Raw genomic sequence first — 26595 nt, forward strand, 5'->3', positions numbered from 1 at the left:
GAAAAATATGGCAGGGACAATATCTAATTATGGTGACAGACAGCAAATATGGAATTTAGGAAATAACATGATAGATACAAAGAAGTTAGTAGATTTAGAGTTACAAGCATTGGAAATGAAAAAATCACCATATACTACACAAAAACAAACGTTAACAAATGAAAACAAAGTGTATGCGAGCATGAAAAAAGAGTTTGCAAATTTTGTGCAAGTATTCAAAGATTTAAACACATTTAAAGGTGATGAAAAGAAAACAACTCTATCCAAAGATGGTTTTATGACAGCACAGGCGGATGCTGCTGCAATTCCTGGAACATACACAATTACAGTAGAGCGAGTAGCAGAAAGGCATCAAATAACTACAGCTCCACTTACTCCCCCAAAAACTCCTGAAGGTACGGAGCAAAAATTCAGTTTAGATTTAAAGCTTGGAGTAGATGATGTATTTCAGATAAATGGAAAAGAAGTTAAAATTTCGGAAGATATGACGTATAAAGATCTTGTCAATAAAATTAATAATGGAAATTATGGTGTATCCGTATACACATTAGGGGATCAACTATTTTTCACATCTACTATTGCAGGAAAAGAGGGAGAGCTGAAATTAACGGATGGTGCCAATGGCTTTTTACAAAATATAGGGCTGGTTACTTCTGCGAAAAATACGGATGGAACGAATGCCATTGCACATCAAGTGACAGGAGCAGTAAATGCAGAATATACAATAAATGGAATTAAAGGAACTAGTAAAACAAATAAGATTGATACAATTCCAGGATTAACTATTAACTTAGAAAAGGTAACTACAGAGCCAATTAAATTAACTATCGAAGATTCAGATATAAAAAATTCGATAGATTTAATCAAAAAAATGAAAGATGAGTATAATAACGCTGTTAAAAGTTTAGATTTGTTTTCTGGTGAAAATGGAGTAATGCAAGGGAATAATGTTTCATTTGCTATCAGTAATGCAATGACAAGCATTTTTAGATTTTCCCAAGATGATAAGTATTTATTTTCTTTTGGGATTCAAATTGATAAAACAGGAAATATGACTCTTGATGAAGAGAAATTGAAAATAGCTTTTAAAGAGAATCCAGAATCTACAAAACAATTTTTCTTTGGTTTTAATGGCATTGGTCATGATATAGATAAAAAGCTCGAGGGAATCTTTGGAGATGAAGGGATTATTGGAAAACGCTCTAAAAGTATTGAAAAGCAAGTAACTGATTTAGAGAGAAAAATTCAAGATATTGATACAATTAATAAGAAAAAACAAGAATCAATTATTGATAAATATGCAAAGTTGGAAAGCCAGCTAGCATTGCTTGATAGTCAGCTGCAGACAATCAAAGCAATGACAAAAACAAAAAGTGATGATTAATGAAAGCTGAGGAAGTGATTATATGCAAGCATGGCAACGTTATATGCAAAACGATATTATGACGAGTAATCCGATTAAAAATACAATATTTATTTATGAAAGATGTATCGTAGAGTTTCGTAAATTAGAAGAACTTTTAAATACATTTAAACTTCAAGAAGGAGACGACCTTCTTGAAAAGTTAGAACGTATATTTGAAGAGTTGAAGCTTCAATTAAATCCTGATATTTCGAAAGATTTATATGACAGTCTATTCGGTTTATACGATTGGATTAGCATTCAAATTCAAACGATGAAAGTAACGCGTGAAGCAAAAGACATTGATGCGATTGTACAAGTGTTACAAGATTTAATAGACGGTTACCGTGGAGCGCTCGAAAATGAACAATGATATTTATCGAACGTTTGTCAGTTGTTTTAATGGAATCGGTGAATTGCAGGTTTCAGATGAAGAATTTGCTGAGAAAAGTGAGATGTTAAATCGTTGGATGATGACATTGGATGAAGAAACGCGCGCAGATGTTGCAACGGAAGTTACCCCGTGGATTATTAAGGCAGCGCAGCATATTCGAGATAAGCAAAAGATTTTGGAAGAAATGATTATGGAAAATGATGGGCGAATGAAAGCTAATTCATTTTATGGTAAATATTAATGATAAAGTATGGAAACGGATTCCCCTTTTTAAAAGGGAATCCATTCCTTGTTTAAATAAAGAGTTCCGCTGATTGAGGTTTCACTTTATGCCTGTAATGAGAAAGTAATCTAAATAATATAAAAATTAACTTTGATTTGTATTTCATATATCGAAATATTTCATGGATTACTCCGTGTATACATTTTTTTGTATTCTTTTTTATATTTTTGTATTTTTCTAAAGACAACAATGGAAAAATGGAATAAAATATGTAAGGGTACATAATAGTGAATATTTTAATAAATACATATAAGGAAATAAATAATGAAGTGAAACTTCCATCAGTGGATCATTAAGTTAGAAAAGGAAGGGTGTGGAATATGCCAGATTTAGTTAGTGATGTAAGTCATTATATGAACTATTTAGTAACGAAGCGAAATACCGTTTCTAGTAATATTGCAAATGCGAATACACCTGGCTATAAAGCACAAGATGTAACATTTGCTGAGAAAATGAATATGAGCAGTGGATTATACAAAAAAAATGCTGCGGATTTAAAGAGTAATCCAGATTTATATCAAACGAATGTAATGCACTTACCGACAGCAAATACGAAAAATACATACGCAAAGATTCAAACGAAATCAATGCAAACGAATAAAGATGGAAACAGTGTTGATGTAACGACAGAAATGCTAGATTTAATGAAAACAAACCAATTATACGGTGTTTCAATTAATGCAATTAATACGCAATACGCTATTAACCAAGCAGCACGTGGACGTTAATAGTAAAAGGAGAGACAAAGATGTTTCAGGCAATTAATGCAAGTGGTTCAGGGCTAACTACAGCGAGAAAATGGATGGAAGTTACTTCTAACAATATCGTAAATGCAAATACGACGGGAGCACCGGGTGCAGAGCCGTATCACCGTCGAAGTGTGGTGTTGGAATCAAATAATAGTTTTGCAAGCATGCTAGATGGAGCTCCTACTAACGGAGTGAAAATAAAAAGTATTGAAACGGATCGAAATGAAAATCTTGTGTATGATCCGACGCATCCGCATGCAAATGAAGAAGGATATGTACGTTATCCGAACATTGATGTGACAGCTGAGATGACGAATGTAATGGTTGCTCAAAAAATGTATGAAGCAAATACAAGTGTATTAAATGCGAACAAAAAAATGCTCGATAAAGATTTAGAAATCGGCCGAGGATAAGAGGGAAGAGGGGAAATATGAAAATTCAACCAATGTTAAATACACAGCCATTTGGAGCGATTCAGCCGATTGGCACACAGAAAACTTCAGAAACATCTGTAGTTGAAGGCAAAAAGTTTATTGATTTATTGGAAGATATGAATCAAACGCAAAATAATGCCCAAACAGCAGTATATGATTTACTGACAAAAGGGGTAGGAGAAACGCATGACGTTTTAATTCAGCAGAAGAAAGCTGAATCACAAATGAAAACAGCTGCTCTCGTACGCGATAATCTTATTGAAAATTATAAGTCACTAATTAATATGCAAATTTAGGAAAATGGACGGGTGTATTTAAATGGAAAAGATAAAAAATGTTTTCCAATCGTTGAAAACGTGGCATAAGTTAGTGATTGGTGCTGCGCTTTTAGCGATTGCAACAGGAGCACTTTTATACTTCACCTTGCCAGATAAATATGTTGTTGTATATCAAAATTTAAATGATACAGATAAGCAAGAGATTACAGCAGAATTATCGAAGCTAGGTGTTGATTACCAATTAGCAGCCGATGGTTCGATTCGAGTGCAAAAGAATGATGCTCCATGGGTTCGAAAAGAAATGAATGGAATGGGCTTACCGTTTAATTCAAAAAGCGGTGAGGAAATTTTATTAGAAAGCTCGCTCGGTTCAAGTGAACAAGATAAGAAAATGAAGCAGATTGTCGGTACGAAAAAGCAATTGGAGCAAGATATTGTACGAAATTTTGCGACGATTGAAACGGCAAATGTGCAAATTACATTACCTGAAAAAGAAACAATTTTTGATGAAGAAAAAGCAAAAGGAACAGCGGCGATTACTGTTGGTGTGAAGCGTGGACAACTATTAACAGCTGATCAAGTTGCTGGTATACAGCAAATGATTAGTGCGGCAGTTCCTGGCGTGAAAGCAGAAGAAGTAAGTGTTATTGATAGTAAAAAAGGTATCATCTCAAAAGGAGCAGATGAAGCGCATTCTAACAGCTCCTCTTCTTATGAAAAGGAAGTAGAGATGCAGCATCAAATTGAAGGTAAATTAAAGCAAGATATTGACGCAACGTTAATGACGATGTTTAAATCAAATGAATATAAAGTGAATACGAAAGTGTCTGTAAACTACGATGAAGTTACACGTCAGTCAGAAAAATATGGCGATAAAGGTGTACTTCGCAGTAAACAAGAGCAAGAGGAAAGCTCTACTGCGCAAGAAGGAGCAGATACGAAGCAAGGTGCGGGTATTACAGCGAACGGTGAAGTGCCGAACTACGGTACGAACAATAATCAAAACGGTAAAGTTGTCTACGATAATAAAAATGGTAACAAAATTGAAAACTATGAAATAGATAAAACAGTTGAAACAATTAAGAAACATCCGGAATTAACAAAAACAAATGTTGTTGTATGGGTAGATAACGATACGTTAGTAAAACGAAAAATTGATATGACAACATTTAAAGAAGCGATTGGCACAGCAGCTGGGCTTCAAGCTGATCCGAATGGAAACTTTACAAACGGTCAAGTTAACGTTGTAACTGTTCAGTTCGACCAGCCGAAAGTTGAAAAAGAGAAAGAGCCAGAAAAAAGTGGTATGAACTGGTGGTTATTAGGTGGAATTACAGCTGGCTTGCTAGCACTAATTGGCCTAGTATGGTTCTTCTTAGCAAGACGTAAGAAAAAGAGAGAAGAAGAGGAATATGAAGAATACTTAGCAGAAGAGGAAGTTGCTGCTAGTAGTGAAAGTATTTTTGAAATTCCTGAAGAAAAAATAGTACCAGAACCAAAACCAGAGCCAGTAGAACCATCAGAGCCTACATTAGATGATCAAGTGCAGGAAGCTACGAAAGAGCATGTAGAAGGTACTGCAAAAGTAATTAAAAAATGGTTAAACGGACAGTAAGGGAGGAAAAACAATGTTAGATGAAATCTCCTCCAAAGAGAAAGCTGCCATCCTCATTCGTACATTAAACGAAGAGGTGGCAGCAAAAGTCATTGAATATATGACGGCTGAGGAAAAAGAAGTATTACTTCGTGAAATCGCGAAGTTTCGTGTATATAAACCAGAAACGTTAGAAAATGTATTAGGGGAGTTTTTGTATGAACTAAATGTAAAAGAATTGAATTTAGTAACTCCAGATAAAGAATACATTCGTCGTATATTTAAAAATATGCCAGAAGACGAGCTGGAAAAGTTATTGGAAGACCTTTGGTACAACAAAGATAATCCATTTGAATTCTTAAATTCACTTACAGATTTAGAGCCACTGCTTACAGTGCTTAATGATGAATCGCCACAAACGATAGCGATTATTGCTTCTTATATTAAGCCGCAACTTGCTTCTCAATTAATTGAGAGATTACCAGATCATAAACGTGTAGAAACGGTAATGGGCATTGCAAAGCTTGAACAAGTAGATGGTGAATTAATCAATCAAATTGGTGAGTTATTAAAAGCAAAATTAAATAATATGGCATTTAGTGCTATTAATAAAACGGATGGATTGAAAACAATAGTGAACATTTTAAATAATGTTTCACGAGGTGTTGAAAAAACAGTCTTTCAAAAGCTGGATGAAGTCGATTATGCGTTATCTGAGAAAATTAAAGAAAATATGTTTGTCTTTGAAGACTTACTTGGTCTTGAAGATCTTGCGCTTCGCCGTGTATTAGAGGAAATTACAGATAACGGTGTTATCGCGAAAGCACTTAAAATTGCAAAAGAAGAAATTAAAGAGAAACTATTTACATGTATGTCTTCAAACCGTAGAGAGATGATTCTTGAAGAGTTAGATGGCTTAGGACCGCTTAAGATGACGGATGCTGAAAAAGCACAACAAACGATTACAGGTACGGTGAAAAAGCTAGAAAAAGAAGGAAGAATTATCGTTCAAAGAGGTGAAGATGATGTCCTTATTTAAAAACAGAATTCCGAAGAATTCTGTTTCTTTTTCTGAAGAAACGTATGAATTACAATTTCCGAAACCAGTATCAGTTCACATTGAAGAAGAGATACAAGTGGATCATGCAGAACTTCTTGCACAGCAAGATGCATTACATATTGAAATGAATCAGCTAAGGCAGCAGCAGCAAATGCTAGAACGAGAGCGTCAGCAGTTGTTGCAAGATAAAGAACAGTTTCAAATGCATATTCATGAACAAATGGAACAGATGGAAGCAGCGCGTATACAGTTTCAAAAAGAACAACAAGAAACAGCATACGAATGGACAGAGTTATTATGGAATCAATCTTTTCAGTTAGCAGAAAAAGTAGTGAATCAAGCGGTAGATTCGCGCTTACTAGACGTTTTGCCGATTTTAACAGGCATCGTGCAAACATTGCCTACTTCATTTGAAAAATTAATTATAACGGTTCATCCAGAAACATTTGAACGTATACAAGAAGAGAAAGAAAATACGAAAGAGTATTGGCTACTACAATTAGTAGAATGGAAGTATGATTTTTCTTTACAGTTTGGCGAATTTGTTCTGGAAGAAGAGAAAGAGTTTTTTGAATTTAAATTTGCACCGATATTTGCGAAACTTCGTCATAAATTGGAAGAAGAGAAGTTGTTTGAGGAGCAAAACGTATGAACAACGAGCTAATGAATGAGCATAATAAATGGAATACATTTATTGAAACACCGTTTTATACGAAAGTTGGCAAAGTTCATAGTGTACAAGAGCAGTTTTTTGTAGCGAAAGGTCCAAAAGCGAAGATTGGAGATGTTTGTCTCGTTGGAGAGCATAGCGTCTTATGTGAAGTTATTGCAATTGAAAAAGAAAACAATAGGTTACTCCCATTTGAACAGACAGAAAAAGTATGTTACGGAGATTTAGTTACATTAATTACAGAAGATGTCGTTGTTCCCCGTGGTAATCATTTACTTGGCAAAGTGTTAAGTGCAAATGGAAAAGTGTTAAACGAAGATGCCGAGAACATTCCACTGCAAAAAATAAAATTGGATGCACCGCCGATTCATGCATTTGAGCGTGAAGAAATTACAGATGTATTTGAAACGGGAATTAAATCAATTGATTCTATGTTAACGATTGGGATCGGTCAAAAGATAGGTATTTTTGCTGGATCAGGTGTTGGTAAATCTACTTTACTTGGAATGATTGCGAAAAACGCAAAAGCTGATATTAACGTTATTAGTTTAGTAGGTGAGCGTGGCCGGGAAGTAAAAGACTTTATTCGAAAAGAGTTAGGCGAAGAAGGTATGAAAAAAAGCGTCGTTGTTGTAGCGACGTCAGATGAAAGTCATCTTATGCAACTTCGCGCTGCAAAGCTTGCAACATCAATTGCCGAATATTTCCGCGATCAAGGTAATAACGTACTACTTATGATGGATTCTGTTACACGCTTCGCTGACGCACGCCGAAGTGTTGATATTGCAGTAAAGGAATTACCCATCGGTGGTAAAACACTGTTAATGGAAAGTTATATGAAGAAGTTATTAGAGAGGTCAGGAAAAACACAAAAAGGATCCATAACAGGTATTTATACAGTACTCGTTGATGGTGACGATTTAAATGGTCCTGTACCAGATTTGGCGCGTGGTATTTTAGACGGACATATTGTATTAAAGCGTGAGCTTGCAACGCTTAGTCATTACCCTGCAATCTCTGTACTAGATTCGGTAAGTAGGATTATGGAAGAAATCGTATCGCCGAACCATTGGCAGGTTGCAAATGAAATGAGAAAAATTTTATCTATTTATAAAGAAAATGAATTGTATTTCAAATTAGGAACAATTCAAGAGAATGAAGAAAATGCCTATATTTTTGAATGTAAAAATAAAGTAGAAGGTATAAATACGTTTTTAAAACAAGGTCGAACGGATAGTTTTCATTTTGAAGATATTGTCCAAGCGATGCACCATATTGTATAAGACCTCATGCTCATGCCTTGGGGTCTTATTTTTTTGTTTTTTAATATTTCACAGATTTTTTTGTAAAAAAACTATATAATAGAAAAAGGTAACGTTATAATAGGAAGGAGCTATGAAAACAGGTGAATAAACAGCAGTACGACACGATTAAATTGCAGATTAATCAAGAGAAAGAACATATCTTGAAAGAAGTGTACGAACTAACAGCTGAAAAAAGAAAAATAGAACGAAAAAAAGAATATGATCTATATGTTGTGAAATCACGCAATAAGGTTGTACAAACGGGACAACGTATTATGGCTGGTATGCTGTCTTCACATACATTTTCACCTGAAAGAATAGAAGAATGGAATCGAAAAATTAAAAAAACAGAAGGTTTTATTCAAAAAAATGAAAGCCTTTTAGAGCAAATAAAAGAAAAAGAACGTGTCATTGATGAAATGTATCAAGAAGATTGTAAGAAGCTTGCGAAAGTAAAAGAAAAGCTGGAAGAAAAAATGCTTCTTGATTTAAAAATGTGTATGAACGGATGAGGTGGATGTAGTGATACAGTTTGTATTACCGGTGCAGCAAAGTTTACCTCCGCAAAAAGAAAAAGGGCTAGAAGTACAATCGAAAAATGAAAATTCTTCATTCGATAATACAATGAGAATTGAAAATAAAAAACAGCCGAAAACGGAGAAACCGAAACGAGAAGAAGCACCAGAAGAAGAGAAGAAAGAATATATTCTCGCAAAAAAAACGGTAACGAAAGAAGAGCCGATTGTAAAGAAAGAAGAAAAGAAAGAGACAGAACAGTTATTGTTAGCTGTATCTGAGCAGATGGTTGCAATTGAGCAATTGCGTATGCAGCCAGAATTGTTATATCAATACATACAAAAAATACAGGCGTTATATAAAGAATACGGAAATATTAAACTGAACGAATTGCCCGCAGCTGAATTACAGCAATTACAAGAGCTTTTTTCTAACATGAATATTAAAAATGCCATATGTTTAGAAGATACAATGCAAATGGTGCTAGACAAGGTGACGATGCCAGAGCAAACGTTGCAAGTATTAAAAGTCGTAGAAACAGAAACTTGTAATATCGCAAAGAAACAAGAGGAGTCCAAGGAAGTAGAACTCCAGAAAGCTGAAAGCGATGATGTGAAGTTAGAGTTACCAGAAGTCGATCAATTAAACGATTCAAGTTCGACGGGAGCTGAATTATTAAATAAGGCAACGGGGACTGATCAAATAGGAAAACAAAATAGTGGAGCTGAGAAGGTTACATTACCTGACTTAGGCAAGAAAATGGAAGCACAAGTAGAGGCTCTGCAAAAGTTTGTAGTGAAACAAGAACGTGTTTTATTCCAGCTAAATCCAGAGAAACTTGGTTCATTAACTGTATTTATGAAAAAGCATGGAGATCAAATTGAAGTCCATGTAGAAATGGAAAAACACGATGCGAAAAAGCGTGTTGAAATAATTTTTGACGAATTGAAGCTGAAATTAAAAGAAAAAGAAATTAATATTCAAATAAGTTATTCAGAAAAAGATGAACAACGTAAAGAACAGCGAGAACAAGAGCAAAGACAAAAACAAAAATTAGCAAGTACGAAGCAAGAGAAACAAGAATCGAAAGAATTTGCAGGATTATTGGAGGAATAAAGCGTGCCAACAGTTGGATTAAACACAACGAGTACAAATCATATTCCATTGCAGGCAGGAGCGCAAAAAAGTAATGCACCTGTTAATGGTGTACAGTCGCCAGTTCAACAAACAAACGGAGTATCAGAAAGTGCTCAAAAAACTCCTGGTGTAATGGGGAAAGACGATTTTCTAAAATTATTTTTATCGAGTTTCCAGCACCAAGATCCGTTCAATGCGATGGATATGAATCAAATGATGAACCAAACAGCGCAGTTATCTCTTATGGAACAAGTGCAGAATATGACAAAAGCAGTTGACTCTTTAAGAACGACGATGTATTCGACAGCGCTTGATGGTGGAATGAAATTTTTAGGGAAATACGTAAGAGGTATTGACGGTGAAGGGAACAAAGTAACTGGTCAAGTAGAGACAGTTCGCCTTGCAGAAAATAACGATGTACAGCTCGTTATTAATAATAAAGTAGTATCTCTTCGTTTCGTTGAAAGAGTGTCTGATAAACCGATTGGAGAAACGAATCCAGAAGATGTAAAGGAAGACGATCAAAAAGTAGCTGAAGAAGTAAAAACTACAAATTCATAAGGAAGTGTCCATACGTTATGATTAAAGCGTTATATACAAGTATTACAGGAATGAATGCAACACAAAATGCATTAAGTGTAACTTCAAATAATATTGCCAATGCACAAACAGTTGGTTACAAAAAACAAAAAGCAATGTTTGATGATTTACTGTACAACAATTCAATTGGTTCAAAAGGTGACGATAGATACGCAGGGACGAATCCGAAAAGTATTGGTAACGGTGTGAAAATGAGCGGAACAGTTACAGACTATAGCGATGGTACAATTACGTTAACAGGTGGCAAAACACAAGCTGCGATGGAAGGTAATGGTTTCTTCGTAGTTGGTGATTCAAAAGGCGGCAACATGGAATTTACGCGTAAAGGTACGTTCGGGATATCTTCAGAGTATTATATTACGAACACAGAAGGGCAATATGTGTTCGCTTATCCAGCAGATCCAGCAACTGGTAATGTTAATTTATCTGGTATTCCAGGACCGTTGCAAATTCCGATGGGATCAGCAATCGGTGGCATTCGGACGTCAAAAGGCGTAATTGGAGGGAATATTCCAGCGGATGCAAAACAAATTACACAAGATTTACCTGTATATGATAATGCAGGGAATACATGGACAATGCGTGTAGAATTTAAACAAACGAGCGAACATAATTATACATATAAAGTACAGATGCGTAATGATTCGAAAAAAGAAACAGAGTTTCAGGATGTTCAAGGTGCAGGTGGTAATATGACATTTGATGCAGTAGGAAATCCAAATCAGCAAAATCCTGGAGCAGCTATTCCGTTTAATGGTGGAACAGTAAATTTAGATTTTAGTAAATTAACAAACCATCCGACAGATAAAACATTATCAGTAACAAACGTAGATGGTAGAGCGGCGGCGACTGTTAAAGATTGCTTTATTGCTGACGGTGGATATGTGATGGTAAAATATTCTGATGGAAGTATGAAATCTGCTGGTCAATTAGCTGTTGCGATGTTCCCGAATGAAGGCGGTTTGATGAAAACTGGAAATGGTAACTATACAGCGACGAATACAACTGGTATTTTAGCGTTAGGTGCATCTGGCCAAAACGGTGCAGGAAAAATACGTGGTGGTGCACAAGAAGGTGCAAACGTAGATTTATCTGTAGAATTCGTTGATTTAATGTTATACCAACGCGGATTCCAAGGAAATGCGAAAGTAATCAAAATTTCAGATGAAGTATTAAATGAAGTTGTGAACTTAATTCGATAATAAATCGTAAAGAAAAATTGTAACGTAGTAGAAAGGGTTTTATATTCGTATGACAAGACAAGAGCGAATTTTACAATTGCCTTTTTTCGAAAATAAACGTGAGCTTGCTGAGCAAGTGTTAAAAATAGAACGAGAAGAGCATGTATATTTACCAGATCAATTTGAAATCAAACAAGTGCCTCCATATTCGTTTGGTGAAAAACAAGCAATCATTGGCCGTATACACGAGTTTTATTTCGTAAGTATTGGTAGCGATAGTGTTTGGAAGTATCAACTGTTTAAAGATGAGATGAAGTGCCGTGAGTTTTTCGTTATGTTGCCTGATATTACGGATCAGCAGCTCGCTTTTTGGTTCAATAACATTGAGCTGTTGAAGGGGGCTTAAAATCTCTTAAAAGCTTTCTTTTAGGTTTTGAGAGAGGGCGCCTAGCGATGAGTAGTAGCGGTTAGTGCCTATGAGTGGCTCGCGCATTGTGAGAACAGAGATATGGAGTGGTTCTAGGTTAGTTGAAGAGGAGAGGGCCTAGCGATGAGTAGTAGCGGTCAGTGCCTATGAGCGGCTCGCATGTTGTAAGACGAGAGGTATGGAGTGGTTCTAAGGTAGTTGAAGAGGCCAAAAGCCAAGTGTTTAGGTGGTGCCTCTTCACTTTTTGGAGAGAGGATTTATCCGAGTCTAGAAGCATTGATTTGAAATAGATTTAGATTAATTAAGATATTGTACAATTAGACTAAATTTATATAAAAGGAGAGGTGAGGAGGATGGCGCAGAATAAGTACCGCGTTACATTCATTTCGCCAAGTGAGGTTGAGCAACGTACTGTAATGGCGGCGAGTAGTTTACCTAATTTAATACGTCAAGTAGAGAGTATTATTGCAGATCCGAACGGTTATTTTGTAAATGATAAAAAAAATAATTGCTATTTTAAAGTTATTAAAGAAAATGTTACGTATATTCAATATGAGTTACTATTTTCTGATAAGGAAATTCACATTGAAAAATTAAAGCATATGGCGCCTAGTGTACTGAAGAAATTATTTGAGAAAATAAATGATCCTGAACTATACGCTCTTTCGCTTCTCGATGTTGATATAGCGACGAAAGAATATGTGCTAGGAGAAATGGGTCCAGAGCTAAGAATGAGAGTGGAAACAGAGCTTTCAAAAAAATGGGAAGCGATGCCGACAGAAATTGTAGGAGCACAAGAAGTGTTACTAGAGGCACTTGCTTCGTTTATACAAGATTAAGTTTTACCGGTAGTATTACTACTTTAAAACTGTGAGGATCACTCAACTATCTATATTTTTCATATAGGTAGTTGACTTTTTGGTTTTAATAAAGCTTAATAATTAGATATACGGAATTAACGGAAGGGGAGCGACACCTTAATGTCACAAGCACAAAGTATTTTATTAGAAAGTGGAACAAACGAATTAGAGATCGTAACGTATACTGTTGGTGAAAATTTATTTAGCATCAATGTAATGAAAGTGCGTGAAATTATTAATCCATTCCCTGTTACAACTGTGCCAGAATCTCATCATGCAGTTGAAGGTGTTGTTCAAGTACGTGGTGAAATTTTACCTGTTATTAACTTAGCAACGGCTCTTAATTTAAAATCTATAAAACCACTTGATCAAACGAAATTTATCATTTCAGAATTAAACCAAATGAAAGTTATTTTCCGTGTTGATGAAGTGCATCGTATTCAACGTATTTCATGGGAACAAATTGATGAACCAGCTTCATTATCTATGGGACTAGAAGAAACGACGTCTGGAATTGTAAAACTAGATGGGAAAATTATCTTACTGTTAGATTATGAAAAAATTGTTTGCGAAATTAGTAACACTGGTTATGACAATAAAACACTTTCAGGATTAGAGCAAAAAACAGATCGCGCTGAAAAAGTTATTTATATTGCAGAAGATTCAGCGATGCTTCGTCAAGTACTAGAAGAAACATTATCATCAGCTGGATATACGAAAATGAACTTCTTCAGTAATGGTGCTGAAGCGTTAGCACAAATTGAAAAACTAGCAAAAGAGCAAGGTGAAAGAATGTTTGAACATATTCATCTGCTTATTACAGATATTGAAATGCCAAAAATGGATGGGCACCATTTAACGAAAGTAATTAAAGATAGTGAAGTAATGAATCAATTACCAGTCATTATTTTCTCTTCATTAATTACGAATGAGTTGTTCCATAAAGGTGAGGCAGTTGGAGCGAATGCTCAAGTAAGTAAGCCAGATATCCAAGAATTAATCGGGCTAGTTGATAAGTTAGTACTATAAAGCTTCTTTTAGTTGGAAGAGAGGAGCCAGCCATGTGTGTAAAGACAGAAAGGTAGAGTGTTGCTGAGATATTTTTGTTTTTCTGTAGCCACGGTGGTAATAATGGTCATTCTTTCGGTTAATTAGTTAGCGTTGTGTAAAACCCTCACCTTTATAGTAAAGGTGAGGGTTTTTTTACATGATGTTCAATTATTTCATCTATAAGATTTCGTGGTGGCGCAAACTTTTTCGGTGAAAATATATTAGGAATACCATATAATATAATTAAGTAGAATTTTTCTGATATAATATTTTGCTTAGCTATTTTTTATTTTTTAATATTTGTTAAAAATCATTTTTTATTTCGATACTTTTTATACCTTTTTGTATGTTAATTATTTGACAGATAATTTCGAAATGTTATAATATGGATATGTAAAAATTTCTATTTTCTTAAAGGGCATGGGAGTCATATGAGAATTGTGAAAGGATGAGGGGGAGTGACACAGATTATGTATCACCACACAGCAATCAATGTATTAAGTCTTTTACAAAACATGTCAAATAATAAAACGAACGATATGAAATTAGAGGCGGAATTTAAAAAAATAGAGAAACAATTCCAAGTCAGGTATGAAGAGCTAATCGATTTATATAATAGAATGGTATTATTTCAAATAGATATAGAAAAAAATGGCGGTATGCGAGTATATGAAAAATCAGCGATTACTTGGTTGAAGTCTGAACTAGAACTATTGTATGAAGTGTATCAATTTTGTCAACGTCATGGCTTAAACATCGCAAATATTTCAAAATATGTTAGTAAAAATGAAATGAATCTTTTCCGAAAAACGGAAAGTCAATTGCAAAACACGTATTATAAATTAAAAAAACAAGAGATGCCGTTTGAAAATATTGAAAAACAAAAGCCGGGGCGAAAACGTAAGTATACACCTGTAAAAGAGACAATTGTTGAGACAAAACAAGAAAGCAAGCAGGAAGTAAATGAAGACGTTCGAAATGAAGAAGATGAAAAAAGCCTCGTAACAGTTATGTCTGGCATCGTGGATAACTTTGAAACAATTAGTCAATGTAGTGAAAAGAGAGAACACGAATTGCATCAGTTCATGGAGGGAATCTATAAGCTTTCTAGCATGGCGGCAGAGCGTTCGAAGGATGAGAAGAACGCACGTGGTCTTGAAGGCGAATTACATTCATTACGAGCTGAAAATGAAAGATTAACACGAGAGAAGGCCGAGCTCGTTCATGATATTAAAGAAATGACGCATCATTTAATTCATTTCATTACGAGCTCGGATATCGATCAAATTCGTACATTGCCTTACTTCGTAAAAGAATGCAAACAAGATCTACATAAGCTAGGGTTATATAACGCTCAAGACGGAAAAATGAAAATTATGGTTGACCGTAGTGGACAAGTTATGACCGTAACACAATAAAAAAATGGGTACAAAATAAAAGGGAGATACATAGTGTATATGTATTTCCCTTTTGTTTTGTATGGAATCATTTCGGGCAGAGGAAAAGTTATAATTAATTTTAGTAAATCAAAAATTTGTACAAAAGGAAGGAGCTAGGTCTTACTTTGTAGTATTGTGATCCGAAAAATACTGAGAATATGCGTATTGTCACTGTGAAAGGGCTTAATACATAATGATTTTAAAGATAAACCGACTCTTCCTCAATATTTAACTGATTTAATTGAGGTGAATAAGTTGTATAATCGTACAGTTGTTATTACATTTCATCAACAAACTTTTAATACGGAGACTTGAAGAGTAAAGTAGGATTCCAAAGCATAGCCAAAAAGGTGGCTGTTATAAGTTATTTGCCTACCAAAATAATTAATACTTGTTTAAAATATAAGATTACTATTTTATTATACCGAGTAATTATTCACATTATATAATAATTACTTACTACATAATTAACATGGTTATCTTACAAAAATGTAAGGTTTTTTTAATTGACACTCGTACATACGAGTAACTATACTGGTTACACGACGTTGGTTAATATATTTAATAGTCTCTATCTATAAGTGTATGTCTCAGGATTCTTTTCGGAATAATAGTTCGATTTGCATTTGCTATCTTTAATATAGGGATAATGCGGTTTTTGATCTATTCTTTATTCTAAGTCGTATTATTTAAAGATTAACTATAAATGATATATTTACCAAGTTGTAATAATTTTTTAGAGGTGTTACATTTTGAAATACAAATTAATTGCTACAGGAATTCTTGCTGGAAGTCTACTATCCTATTCATCTAGTGCATTTGCAAATACTCATAAATTCCCAGATGTTCCTGCATGGGCTGACAAATCCGTTAATTATTTAGTTGATAAAAAAGTATTGAGTGGTTATCCAGATGGAACTTTTGGTTCAAGCGATACATTAGATAGAGCTTCTGCGGCAACAATTATGACAAAGGCCCTTGGTATACATATGGACTTAAATGCAAAACCATCTTTTACAGATTCACAAAACCACTGGGGAACGCCATACATTGCCGCAGCTGAAAAAGCAGGAATAATTAAAGGTGAAGGAAATGGAATATTTAATCCTTCTGGAAAAGTTACTCGTGCTGCTATGGCTACCATGCTAGTGAATGCATATAAATTACAAAATATAAGCACTAGCAATGGACAAAGTAAATTTGAAGATTTAAAAGGGCATTGGGGTGAAAAATTCGCCAATATTTTAATTGATTTAAAAATTTCAGTTGGTACAGATAATGGCTGGCAACCAAATAAATTCATAACACGTGCAGAAGCAGCACAACTTACTGCCAAAACAGATACCCTTCAATACAGTCCGAAAAACCCTTTAGAAAGTAAAACAATCATTATTGATCCTGGACATGGTGGTGCAGATCCCGGAAAGTCCACAAAAGGATTGCCTGAAAGTAAAATCGTATTAGACACTTCCTTACGCCTACAACAATTGCTCGAAAAACATACACCATTTACAGTTTTACTAACTCGTGAATCTGATACTAGACCTGGACATGACCAAAAAAGCTCTTTACAGGAACGTGTTAAATTTGCTAAGCAAAATGAGGGGGATATCTTTATAAGCATTCATGCAAATGCTTTTAATGGTAATGCAAAAGGGACAGAAACATACTACTATAAATCTTCTGAATCCGAAAAAACAAATCCTCATGTGGAAGAAAGTCGTGTGTTAGCGGAAAAAATTCAAACACGTTTAGTAGAGGCTCTTCAAACACGTGATAGAGGCGTTAAACATGGAGATCTTCATGTTATAAGAGAAAACGACATGCCAGCTGTGTTAACGGAACTGGCTTTTATAGATAATGGTATCGATTACAGTAAACTATCTACGGCAAACGGCAGACAGATTGCAGCAGAAGCCATTTATGAAGGGGTTTTAGATTATTATGAATGGAAAGGAAATAATGTATCTGAATATAGATTGTAATAGGTAAAAGAAAGTTTAGTAATTCTAGGAATATGAAATTTATAAATTGCTAAAGTATAGTTTTGTTATTTGAAATGTGTTTTAGTTTTATAGTGTATACTAGCACCGACTTATTAAGGATTATAAATAAGTCGGTGTTTAAGTTAGCGTACTTAATGAATACTATAGAAGTTATGAAGAAAAAAAGATAAATAGATAGGGGCATACACCTACATTCATTATTTTTACGTGAAATTTTAATTTAAAAATAGTTAAGTTATATGATTCAGATGGGCAGTATACAATTAGTTCAAAGAAAACATTCTTTGAACTAATTAGCTATTAAATAAACTTGTTACATAAATAGTTCGTATAACAATAATTGATAGTGTTAAGGACATAGCTGTTCATATTTTTTTGTAATTCCTGTTATGGAATTGTTAAATATTTGCAGGTGTAATGTAAGGCTGCTTTATTTTGAAAGAAATCTTTTGAAATGGTCATAATATGAATAATAATTAGAAACAAATTTTTAAAAAAATGATGAAAGACTTAAGAAGGTGAATATATTGCTTAAACATTCACATTTGCAATTTATCTTATTAACAATAGCTCTAATATTCTATATAAGCTTTTGTTTTATATTTTTATTTGTTTTTCCGAATCATTATTTTGTATCAGATTTTAATATCCGACTATCATCCTTAGTTGTTGAAACTACTGTATTTATCTCATTAATTTATTCTATATTATCCGGAAAAATTAAGTTAGGAGTATTCTGGGTTTGCATTACTATTGCAATAGGGTGTTTCTTGATCGGGAATTTTATATCCGCTTTTCAAGTACTTAATGTAGAATTACCGATACAAAATTTTAATATCTCTGATGTGTTTTTGTTGTTTTTCTTATTCTTCTTTCTCTTTGCATTCTTTTATAAAATCATTATGGAATGTAACAAGTGGGAAAAAGCGTATTTAATTTGTGATTTATGTATTGTTGTTACTGCTATTTTTACATTAGAGTGGTACCTGTTTAATAAACCTTCTGCAAATATCTTATTCTTATCAATTGGAGATGTTTTTCTCTCATTTATTTTTCCGATTATAGATTTATTACTTCTTTTATTAGGAGTTAGTCTAATCTTTCGACCAGCTATTTTTAATGCGAAAAGTAAATTATTTATTTTTATTCTCGTATTAACTGGATTGGCTATTACGGACTACTTGTATTTTTACTTACAAGATGATTTGTCAGATCGTTCACTTATATTATTAAGGTGTTTGTATAGAGTTTTCCTATTATTAATTGCTATTGCTGCTTCGATCTCAAAGAATGCATCTTCTAGAAGGAATTATTTCATTATCGATCCCACATTTGGGAAGAAACTTCTTGTTATATTTCCTTATCTTGCAGTTGCGGTATTAATTGGCTTTACTTTAAAAGAGCAAACTTCCTCGGCTACACTTATTACTGGGAATTGTATTGCATTTGTATTTGTGCTGATTCGTCATACTATCGTACGAATGCAAAACAGCGATTTAACCGAAATGTTAAAAGTGTTTAATAATCAATTAGAACAAAAAGTATCTCAAAGAACAGAAGATTTAATAAAAAAATCCAATGACTTGGTCAAAAATCAAGAGAGATTTAAGTCATTATATGAGTATCATCCAGATCCTATTTTAACGATTAATTCAAATGGTACTGTGTTAAATATAAACCAGGCTGGAAGTATGTTATTAGGAAAAAACAGTGATGAATTAATAGGTAAAGAGTGCTTCTCGATTTTTTTAGACGAAGATAGATCTGAATTGGAAGCAGCTCTACAGGAAGGGAAACGATGCAGTTCGGCTTCGTTACAATTACGTGTGAAAAATAATAATGAGAAGGACATTCATTTTTGGTACGTCACCATTGTTCCTATTATGATAGAAGGACAAACTTTTGGGAGTTATGTAATGGTAAAAGACATTACGAGAATGAAGAAACAACAAGATGAGATAAACTATCTAGCATTCCATGATACAGTGACGGAGATTGGAAATCGAATATTCTTCCAAAAAGAATTAGAAAAATCCATTGAGCGTGCACGAAAAACGCAGGGTGAATTTGGACTCTTGTATATAGATTTAAATCGTTTTAAGACTATTAATGATACACTGGGACATTCAATTGGTGACAGTGTTTTAAAAGAAGTTGCTAAACGTTTTAGGACATGTCTGTTACCGGCTATTCCTCTAGCGAGAATAGGGGGAGATGAGTTTGCAATCATAGTCCATAACCATACAGAGCAACAGCTATTGGATTTGTGTGAAACTCTATTTCGTATAAATGAAGAAGCATTTGTAGTAAATCAGCATAGCTTTTACTTATCTCTTAGTATAGGAATAGCGGTGTATCCGTTTGGAGGAATAAATACTACTACACTTTTACAACATGCTGATATTGCTATGTATAGTGCAAAGGAAAAAGGTAATAATGCTGTTTGCATGTATGACGAGACATTATCAAAAAAAATAACAAGACGATTACGATTAGAACAGGATTTACCGAAGGCATTAGAAAATAATGAGTTGTTTTTATTATATCAACCACAAGTTGACAGTAAGACTGGTATGGTTATTGGTGCAGAGGCTTTAATTCGTTGGCAACATCCAGAACTGGGACTTATTTCTCCTTTTGAATTTATACCTATCGCGGAAGAAACATCGCAGATTATTTCAATTGGGAAATGGACGTTACAGGAAGCGTGTCGACAACTGAAAGAATGGCATTCTGCGGGCTATTCAAATCTAAAAATGGGGATAAATTTATCTGCTATAGAGTTTGAACAGAAAGATTTTGTTCAAGCAATCATATCTACTATAGAAGAAGTAGGGGTACCTGCTAGTTCGATTGATTTAGAATTAACAGAGAGAATAGCAATGGTAGATGAAAAAGAAACCTTATCGAAGTTAAAAGCATTAAAATCATATGGTGTACATTTATCAATTGACGATTTTGGTACAGGGTATTCTTCATTAGCATATCTCCCTTTGTATCCAATTGATACCTTGAAAATTCCAAGAGAATTTGTTAATAGGATCGGAAATTCTACTGATGGAAATGAAATTATTCATACCATTATTTCACTAGCGCATACTTTAAACATGAAAGTGATCGCAGAAGGGGTAGAAACGAAGGAACAATTAACAGTGTTACAACGTAATGCATGTTATCTAATTCAGGGCTATTACTACAGTAAACCTGTAAGTGAAGATGAATTCATCAAGTTTTTAAGCACAATGTAGCGTCACCTTTTCTAAGAAAACCACAATCTAGATTTGTTTTTTGTTGAAATTATAACAAATAGAGGACAGCAAAGTAACTGTCAAAATGTTTTAGCATTTAATTTGGCTTAATAGGAAATTCTAATGAGCAAAGACCTTATCTGATTTTAGTTTTAGAAAGGAGAGAAGCGGATGGATTCAATATGGTTAGAGTACGCTTGGGCATTATTAATTCTAATTGGATTAGAAGGATTGTTATCGGCTGACAATGCCCTTGTACTAGCAGTTATAGCCAAGCATTTACCCGAAGAAGAGAAAAAAAGAGCTATAAATTACGGGATTATTATGGCCTTTGTTTTTCGATTCGCAGCCCTTTTTGCTATATCATTTATTGCAAATGTTTGGCAAATACAGGCGATAGGAGCAGCTTATCTTCTTTACTTAGGATTAAAGCATGTCATTCAGGCGCAATTCGGAAAAAATAATCAAAATATTCACAAGGAAGATGAAAAGGAAGCAGCAGGAAAAAGCTACTGGTTCACAGTAGGAAAGATTGCATTAGCTGACCTTGCCTTTGCGATTGATTCAATATTAGCCGCAGTTGCTCTTGCTCTGGGGCTTCCGGATTCTCCGCTTGATGATTTCGGAGGTATGGATGGAGGACAGTTCATTGTTGTACTTCTTGGAGGGATAGCTGGACTTATTTTAATTAAATTTGCGGCAACTTGGTTTGTACAATTACTGGAGAAACGTCCAGCACTAGAAACAACAGCATATGCAATTGTTGCCTGGATCGGCGTCAAACTTGCTGTAATTACACTTGCCCATGAGGATATAGGTATTTTAGATCATGATTTTCCACACAGTACAACTTGGACTTTAATCTTCTACGGAGTATTAGTTGCCATCGCACTAATTGGTTGGTTTGCACCGGGAAGTAAGTCATCTCAGAATAATCCTAAAATGTAATACAAAGGTCAGAGCATTATGTGCTTTGTCCTTTGTAATGATAATTATATTGTGTATTTTTCGATTTAACGCTATAATTACAGTGTTAAAGATGGAATCGTGATATGACCTGTTATGAATCTATCATTTTATTTATGAATAAATGGATTGGTATTTTAGCAAGATGTGCTAATAAACTACTCCACCATGATGATAACGTGCCAAAAATGTGGTGCGTATATTTTCGTGGTGGAGTTTTTTTTATTCTCAAAAAGGGGGAGTAACCATGAACGACAGCATGGTTCATATTACAATTAACGGCAAAGAGTATAATGCTGAGCCTGGTTCAACTATACTGGGCATTATTAATGAGAACGGAATTGAACATCCGCAAATTTGTTACGTGCCGGAAGTGGATCCTATTCAAACGTGTGATACTTGTATTGTAGAAGTTAACGGAAAGCTTGTGCGATCCTGTTCTACTGTAGTGACGAGCGGTATGAATATTGAGTTGTCCTCTACTAGTGCGAAGGCAGCACAACATGAGGCGATGGACCGTTTACTAGAAAATCATTTACTTTACTGTACGGTTTGTGACAACAATAATGGGAATTGTAAACTGCATAATACGGCAGAATTAATGGAAATTGAGCATCAAAAATATCCTTATGAGTCAAAAGTTGATGCAAGCGAAGTTGATATGTCTCATCCATTTTATCGCTATGATCCGAATCAATGTATCGCGTGCGGTCAATGTGTAGAGGTGTGTCAAAACTTACAAGTTAATGAAACGTTATCTATTGATTGGGAGGCAGAGCGCCCACGTGTTATTTGGGATGAAGGAGTAGATATTAACGATTCTTCATGTGTAAGCTGCGGTCAATGTGTAACGATTTGTCCTTGTAATGCTTTAATGGAGAAATCGATGCTCGGTGAAGCTGGATTTATGACTGGGCTGAAGCCGGATATTCTTGAACCTATGGTCGATCTTATTAAAGAGGTTGAACCTGGATATAGCGGTATTTTCGCTGTGTCAGAAGTAGAAGCTGCGATGCGTGACACTCGTACGAAGAAGACGAAAACAGTATGTACGTTTTGTGGTGTAGGTTGTTCATTTGAAGTATGGACGAAGGGACGTAAAATTCTTAAAGTACAACCAACTTCTGAAGCGCCGGTTAATGCAATTTCTACTTGTGTGAAAGGGAAATTTGGTTGGGATTTCGTTAATTCTGAAAAACGAATTACGAAACCTTTAATTCGTAAAAATGGAGTGTTCGTGGAATCAACTTGGGAAGAAGCGCTTCATGTAGTGGCGAATAAATTGGGCTCTATTAAAGAAGAGTACGGTAAAGGTTCTATCGGCTTTATTTCTTCTTCTAAAATTACGAATGAAGACAACTATGTCATTCAAAAATTAGCTCGACAAGTGTTTGAAACGAACAACATTGATAACTGCTCACGCTATTGTCAATCGCCAGCAACAGATGGATTGTTCCGCACTATTGGAATGGGCGGGGATGCAGGAACGATTAAAGATATTGCGCAATCAGGTCTTGTTATTATCGCCGGTTGTAATCCAACAGAAGGTCATCCTGTGCTAGCGACTCGTGTGAAACGTGCGCATAAACTTCACGGTCAAAAACTAATTGTCGCAGATCTTCGTAAAACTGAAATGGCAGAGCGTTCAGATATCTTTATTAGTCCAAAGCAAGGAACAGACCAAGTTTGGTTAATGGCTGTTACGAAATATATGATTGATCAAGGTTGGCATAATCAACAGTTCATCGACGAGAATGTAAACTTCTTTGATGATTTCAAAGATAGTCTCGCGGAATATACGCTTGAATATGCAGAAGAGATTACAGGCATTTCAAAAGAAACGCTCGTTAAAATGGCAGAAATGATTCGTGATGCAGACGGTACGTGTATTCTTTGGGGAATGGGCGTAACGCAAAATACAGGTGGTTCAGATACTTCCGCTGCGATTTCAAACTTACTTCTTGCAACAGGAAACTATCGCCGTTCAGGTGCTGGTGCATATCCGCTTCGAGGTCATAATAACGTACAAGGTGCTTGTGATATGGGAACACTTCCAGGCTGGCTTCCAGGATATCAGCACGTTACTGACGATGTAGAGCGTGCGAAATTTGAAATAGCTTACGGAGTAAAAATTGATAACAAACCAGGTCTTAATAACATTGAAATGCTTCACGCAATTGATGAAGGAAAAATGAAAGCTATGTATCTTGTTGGAGAAGATATGGCTCTTGTAGACTCTAACGCAAATCACGTACATGAAGTGTTATCAAGCCTTGAATTCTTTGTCGTTCAAGATGTGTTCCTTTCTAAAACAGCTCAATACGCTGATGTAGTATTACCAGCAGCGCCATCTCTTGAGAAAGAAGGTACTTTTACAAATACAGAGCGTCGTGTACAAAGATTATATCAAGTGCTTCCAACGCTAGGAGATGCGAAACCAGACTGGTGGATCGTGCAGGCAATTGCTAATAAATTAGGTGCAAACTGGAGCTATAATCACCCAAGTGAAATCTTTGCGGAAATGGCGAGTTTATCACCACTATTTGCACATGCAAACTATGAGGTGCTGGAAGGATGGAACAGTTTCCACTGGGGAAGTTTTGATGGAACGAATACGCCGCTGCTATTTAAAGATGGATTTAACTTCCCGGACAAAAAAGCTCGGTTTGCGATAGCTGATTGGGTACGTCCTGCTGCATTCCCAGCAGAATACGATCTTCACATTAATAACGGCCGTATGCTTGAACATTTCCATGAAGGGAACATGACAAATAAATCAACTGGTATTCAATCGAAAGTACCAGGTGTTTTCGTCGAAGTTTCTCCAGAACTTGCAAGGGAACGCGGAGTGAAAACTGGTTCGTTAGTACGCCTTGTTTCTCCATTTGGAGCACTTAAATTACGTGTACTTGTAACGGATCGTGTAAAAGCGAATGAACTGTATTTACCGATGAACTCGACGGATAAAGAATCGGCAATTAATTTCTTAACAGGTCCTGCCGTTGACTTGCGTACAAACACGCCGGCATATAAGCAAACGAAAGTACGTATGGAAGTGTTAGAAGTTGATGGCGAAAATCCGATGCCAAAAACGAACCCACGTAATAAAAAGCGTCATCCTCAAAACGGAATTGAGGTAAATCGTAAGTGGGCTCGTCCAGGATACGTACATTTAACGGATAACTAAGGGGGAGAAAAGAATATGGCAGCACCTATTCAGGCGATCCAGAAGCAGGAGTTAACTGAGGAAGAACTTAAACAACAAAAACTCGAAGCTTTAAAAGAACTGCTAGCTAATAATGAAGATGCTTTAAATCAAATGTTTAATATAGTAGGTGAATTAAATGACATTGGGATGCTAGAAGCTGCAAATTCTATGCTGAAAGCGAAAGAACCAATCGCAAAAATCGTTCTAGGCCAAGTCACTCGTGAACCAGTTACAAATTTAATTAATAATATGATGGGCGCTGCAGGAGCTTTAACAGAACTTGATCCGGAACTTACGAAAAAGCTTATAGGTAGCGTATTGACAGGTATGGATGAAGGAAACCAGCATTTGCAAAACAATAAAAAAGTAGGAATATTAGACCTTATGAAAGTACTGAAGGATCCAGATATTAATCGTGCTATCGGATTTGGTCTTCATTTCTTAAAAGGTATGGGTAAAGGGTTAAAAGAAGAATAGATAAGTAACAATAATAGTATTTCATATGTTGTTTGCGTACTTGAGATAATTGTAAAAGATGATCCATTTCGTCTCATTATTAAATAGTTTAGACGAAATGATCATTTTGTTAAAATAGTTGTGATGGAATAACTAGGAAGGAATGAGAGTATGTCAAAAATGGTACATGAATTTAATGATATGATCCGAAAGCTTCGAAAAGAGTTGTTCGGGAAAGGGCCGGAAAGAATTCATACTGTATTTACCGAGAACATGGCTATTGCAACACTTTATGGGAATTTAACACCTACTGAGAAATTTATTTCGGGAACTACGGATGGGGCGGAAATGGTTCATATGGCTCGAACGAAAATGATTCAAGAAGTGTATGTGGCTAATCCCCATGAACATTTAGAAGAACTTGTTGGTGCGAAGTTAGTTCATCTGTTTTCTGATATGAAAGTAGATGAGGATATTGCAGTTTCCGTGTTTGTTTTTGATAAAAATATAACGTGAGAGAAGGATGCTCATCGTGAAATCGATTCAGGTGGAACGGAAAATTTTTAAATATGAGCAAGGGGAATTTAAACATATAGAGGACAGCATTGTAACAGAGTTTCCTGTTACGGTTAAAATTAACGGCCAGGAATTTGTTACAATGGTTAGTACTCCAGAGTATATTGAAGATATGGTAATTGGCTTTTTAGCCTCTGAAGGCATTATCCGAAAGTATGAAGATATTGATGAAATATGGATGCAAGAAAAAGAAGGCTATGTACATGTAAAAACGACGAAAATTAATCCTTATTATCGTGACATACAAAACAAACGTTATATTACTTCGTGCTGTGGAATGAGTAGGCAAGGGTTTGTTTTTGCGAACGATGCGCTGACTGCGAAAGAAATGAATGATATTCGCGTAAAGATCTCTGCCGAGGATTGTTTTCGGTTAATGAATGATATGCAGCAATCTGCGTCTACGTTTCAACATACAGGCGGCGTTCATAATGCAGCTTTATGTAATGTGAGTGGAATTGTTTTAAGCCGCATGGATATAGGAAGACATAACGCTTTAGACAAAATTTACGGCTATTGTTTAAAAAATAACATTTCGATTGGTGATAAAATTATTGTTTTTAGTGGACGTATCTCTTCTGAAATTCTATTAAAAGTTGCGAAAATTGGCTGTGAAGTAATATTGTCAAAGTCAGCTCCAACTGAGTTAGCGTTAGAACTAGCGGAGCAGTTAGGGATTACTACAATAGGCTTCATTCGTAATAAATCTTTAAATGTATATACGTATCCAGAGCGGATTATAAATATAAAATAAGTA

At 35.1% G+C, this 26595-nt stretch carries 25 protein-coding genes and 2 pseudogenes; all 27 read left to right on the forward strand.

Going from position 1 to position 26595, the window contains the following annotated elements:
* The first annotated feature begins 7 nt into the window (after nt 1–7).
* The 27 genes and pseudogenes from QCI77_RS08410 to fdhD all read left to right on the forward strand — a co-directional run bounded on the left by QCI77_RS08410 (nt 8) and on the right by fdhD (nt 26592).
* A complete protein-coding gene (locus tag QCI77_RS08410; protein WP_012260664.1) occupies nt 8–1384 on the forward strand; it encodes a flagellar hook-associated protein 2 in 1377 nt (458 codons plus the stop codon).
* 22 nt (nt 1385–1406) lie between these two features.
* Nucleotides 1407–1775 (forward strand): flagellar export chaperone FliS, encoded by a 369-nt coding sequence (locus QCI77_RS08415; RefSeq protein WP_012260665.1) that lies wholly within the window; start codon nt 1407–1409, stop codon nt 1773–1775.
* Complete coding sequence (locus QCI77_RS08420; protein WP_002135383.1) at nt 1765–2037, forward strand: hypothetical protein; 273 nt, start codon at nt 1765–1767, stop codon at nt 2035–2037. The genes QCI77_RS08415 and QCI77_RS08420 overlap by 11 nt, the downstream gene beginning before the upstream one ends.
* A gap of 362 nt (nt 2038–2399) precedes the next feature.
* Nucleotides 2400–2807, forward strand: coding sequence for a flagellar basal body rod protein FlgB (flgB, locus tag QCI77_RS08425; RefSeq protein ID WP_012260666.1), 408 nt, complete (start codon nt 2400–2402; stop codon nt 2805–2807).
* A gap of 20 nt (nt 2808–2827) precedes the next feature.
* Nucleotides 2828–3241 carry a flagellar basal body rod protein FlgC gene (gene flgC, locus QCI77_RS08430; protein WP_002030933.1) on the forward strand — a complete coding sequence of 138 codons (414 nt, stop codon included), beginning with the start codon at nt 2828–2830 and terminating at the stop codon, nt 3239–3241.
* A 17-nt stretch (nt 3242–3258) separates the two neighbouring features.
* Nucleotides 3259–3558 (forward strand): flagellar hook-basal body complex protein FliE, encoded by a 300-nt coding sequence (fliE, locus tag QCI77_RS08435; protein WP_002064631.1) that lies wholly within the window; start codon nt 3259–3261, stop codon nt 3556–3558.
* A gap of 22 nt (nt 3559–3580) precedes the next feature.
* Nucleotides 3581–5155 (forward strand): flagellar basal-body MS-ring/collar protein FliF, encoded by a 1575-nt coding sequence (fliF, locus tag QCI77_RS08440; RefSeq protein WP_353824746.1) that lies wholly within the window; start codon nt 3581–3583, stop codon nt 5153–5155.
* A gap of 13 nt (nt 5156–5168) precedes the next feature.
* Nucleotides 5169–6173 carry a flagellar motor switch protein FliG gene (gene fliG, locus QCI77_RS08445; RefSeq protein ID WP_002030936.1) on the forward strand — a complete coding sequence of 335 codons (1005 nt, stop codon included), beginning with the start codon at nt 5169–5171 and terminating at the stop codon, nt 6171–6173.
* Complete coding sequence (locus QCI77_RS08450; RefSeq protein WP_353824748.1) at nt 6160–6846, forward strand: FliH/SctL family protein; 687 nt, start codon at nt 6160–6162, stop codon at nt 6844–6846. The genes fliG and QCI77_RS08450 overlap by 14 nt, the downstream gene beginning before the upstream one ends.
* A complete protein-coding gene (locus QCI77_RS08455) occupies nt 6843–8147 on the forward strand; it encodes a flagellar protein export ATPase FliI (protein WP_353824749.1) in 1305 nt (434 codons plus the stop codon). Before QCI77_RS08450 ends, QCI77_RS08455 begins: the two co-directional genes overlap by 4 nt.
* Nucleotides 8148–8269: 122 nt before the next feature.
* A complete protein-coding gene (locus tag QCI77_RS08460; protein WP_012260670.1) occupies nt 8270–8680 on the forward strand; it encodes a hypothetical protein in 411 nt (136 codons plus the stop codon).
* Between the two features lie 10 nt (nt 8681–8690).
* Nucleotides 8691–9800, forward strand: a complete 1110-nt coding sequence (locus QCI77_RS08465; protein ID WP_289403563.1) for a flagellar hook-length control protein FliK — start codon at nt 8691–8693, stop codon at nt 9798–9800.
* A 3-nt stretch (nt 9801–9803) separates the two neighbouring features.
* The gene (locus QCI77_RS08470; protein WP_341307197.1) at nt 9804–10382 is read left to right on the forward strand and encodes a flagellar hook assembly protein FlgD; all 579 of its coding nucleotides are present in this window, start codon (nt 9804–9806) and stop codon (nt 10380–10382) included.
* A 17-nt stretch (nt 10383–10399) separates the two neighbouring features.
* Nucleotides 10400–11623 (forward strand): flagellar hook protein FlgE, encoded by a 1224-nt coding sequence (locus QCI77_RS08475; protein WP_088031640.1) that lies wholly within the window; start codon nt 10400–10402, stop codon nt 11621–11623.
* Nucleotides 11624–11672: 49 nt separating this feature from the next.
* A complete protein-coding gene (locus tag QCI77_RS08480; RefSeq protein WP_002012031.1) occupies nt 11673–12008 on the forward strand; it encodes a DUF3964 family protein in 336 nt (111 codons plus the stop codon).
* Nucleotides 12009–12382: 374 nt separating this feature from the next.
* Complete coding sequence (locus QCI77_RS08485) at nt 12383–12868, forward strand: LysR family transcriptional regulator (RefSeq protein WP_327902707.1); 486 nt, start codon at nt 12383–12385, stop codon at nt 12866–12868.
* Between the two features lie 141 nt (nt 12869–13009).
* Complete coding sequence (locus tag QCI77_RS08490; RefSeq protein WP_353824750.1) at nt 13010–13918, forward strand: chemotaxis protein; 909 nt, start codon at nt 13010–13012, stop codon at nt 13916–13918.
* A gap of 491 nt (nt 13919–14409) precedes the next feature.
* A complete protein-coding gene (locus QCI77_RS08495; RefSeq protein WP_016119942.1) occupies nt 14410–15357 on the forward strand; it encodes a DNA-binding domain-containing protein in 948 nt (315 codons plus the stop codon).
* A gap of 94 nt (nt 15358–15451) precedes the next feature.
* Nucleotides 15452–15681, forward strand: a pseudogene (locus QCI77_RS08500) (Ger(x)C family spore germination protein); the annotation flags it as partial.
* Between the two features lie 449 nt (nt 15682–16130).
* Nucleotides 16131–17363, forward strand: coding sequence for an N-acetylmuramoyl-L-alanine amidase (locus tag QCI77_RS08505; protein ID WP_193652544.1), 1233 nt, complete (start codon nt 16131–16133; stop codon nt 17361–17363).
* A gap of 548 nt (nt 17364–17911) precedes the next feature.
* Nucleotides 17912–20632, forward strand: a complete 2721-nt coding sequence (locus QCI77_RS08510) for a sensor domain-containing protein (protein WP_353824752.1) — start codon at nt 17912–17914, stop codon at nt 20630–20632.
* A 171-nt stretch (nt 20633–20803) separates the two neighbouring features.
* Complete coding sequence (locus QCI77_RS08515; RefSeq protein ID WP_353824753.1) at nt 20804–21580, forward strand: TerC family protein; 777 nt, start codon at nt 20804–20806, stop codon at nt 21578–21580.
* A 104-nt stretch (nt 21581–21684) separates the two neighbouring features.
* Nucleotides 21685–21877 (forward strand): annotated as a pseudogene (locus QCI77_RS08520) (hypothetical protein).
* Nucleotides 21846–24785, forward strand: coding sequence for a formate dehydrogenase subunit alpha (gene fdhF, locus QCI77_RS08525; protein WP_353824754.1), 2940 nt, complete (start codon nt 21846–21848; stop codon nt 24783–24785). The pseudogene QCI77_RS08520 and the gene fdhF overlap by 32 nt, the downstream one beginning before the upstream one ends.
* A gap of 15 nt (nt 24786–24800) precedes the next feature.
* On the forward strand, nt 24801–25283 hold the full coding sequence (locus QCI77_RS08530) for a helical membrane plugin domain-containing protein (protein ID WP_353824755.1): 483 nt from the start codon (nt 24801–24803) through the stop codon (nt 25281–25283).
* A gap of 150 nt (nt 25284–25433) precedes the next feature.
* Nucleotides 25434–25778 (forward strand): Na-translocating system protein MpsC family protein, encoded by a 345-nt coding sequence (locus tag QCI77_RS08535; protein ID WP_002012015.1) that lies wholly within the window; start codon nt 25434–25436, stop codon nt 25776–25778.
* Between the two features lie 16 nt (nt 25779–25794).
* A complete protein-coding gene (gene fdhD / locus QCI77_RS08540) occupies nt 25795–26592 on the forward strand; it encodes a formate dehydrogenase accessory sulfurtransferase FdhD (RefSeq protein ID WP_353824756.1) in 798 nt (265 codons plus the stop codon).
* Nucleotides 26593–26595 lie beyond the last annotated feature (3 nt).

Source organism: Bacillus cereus group sp. MG9 (assembly GCF_040459995.1).
Lineage (GTDB): Bacteria > Bacillota > Bacilli > Bacillales > Bacillaceae_G > Bacillus_A > Bacillus_A mycoides.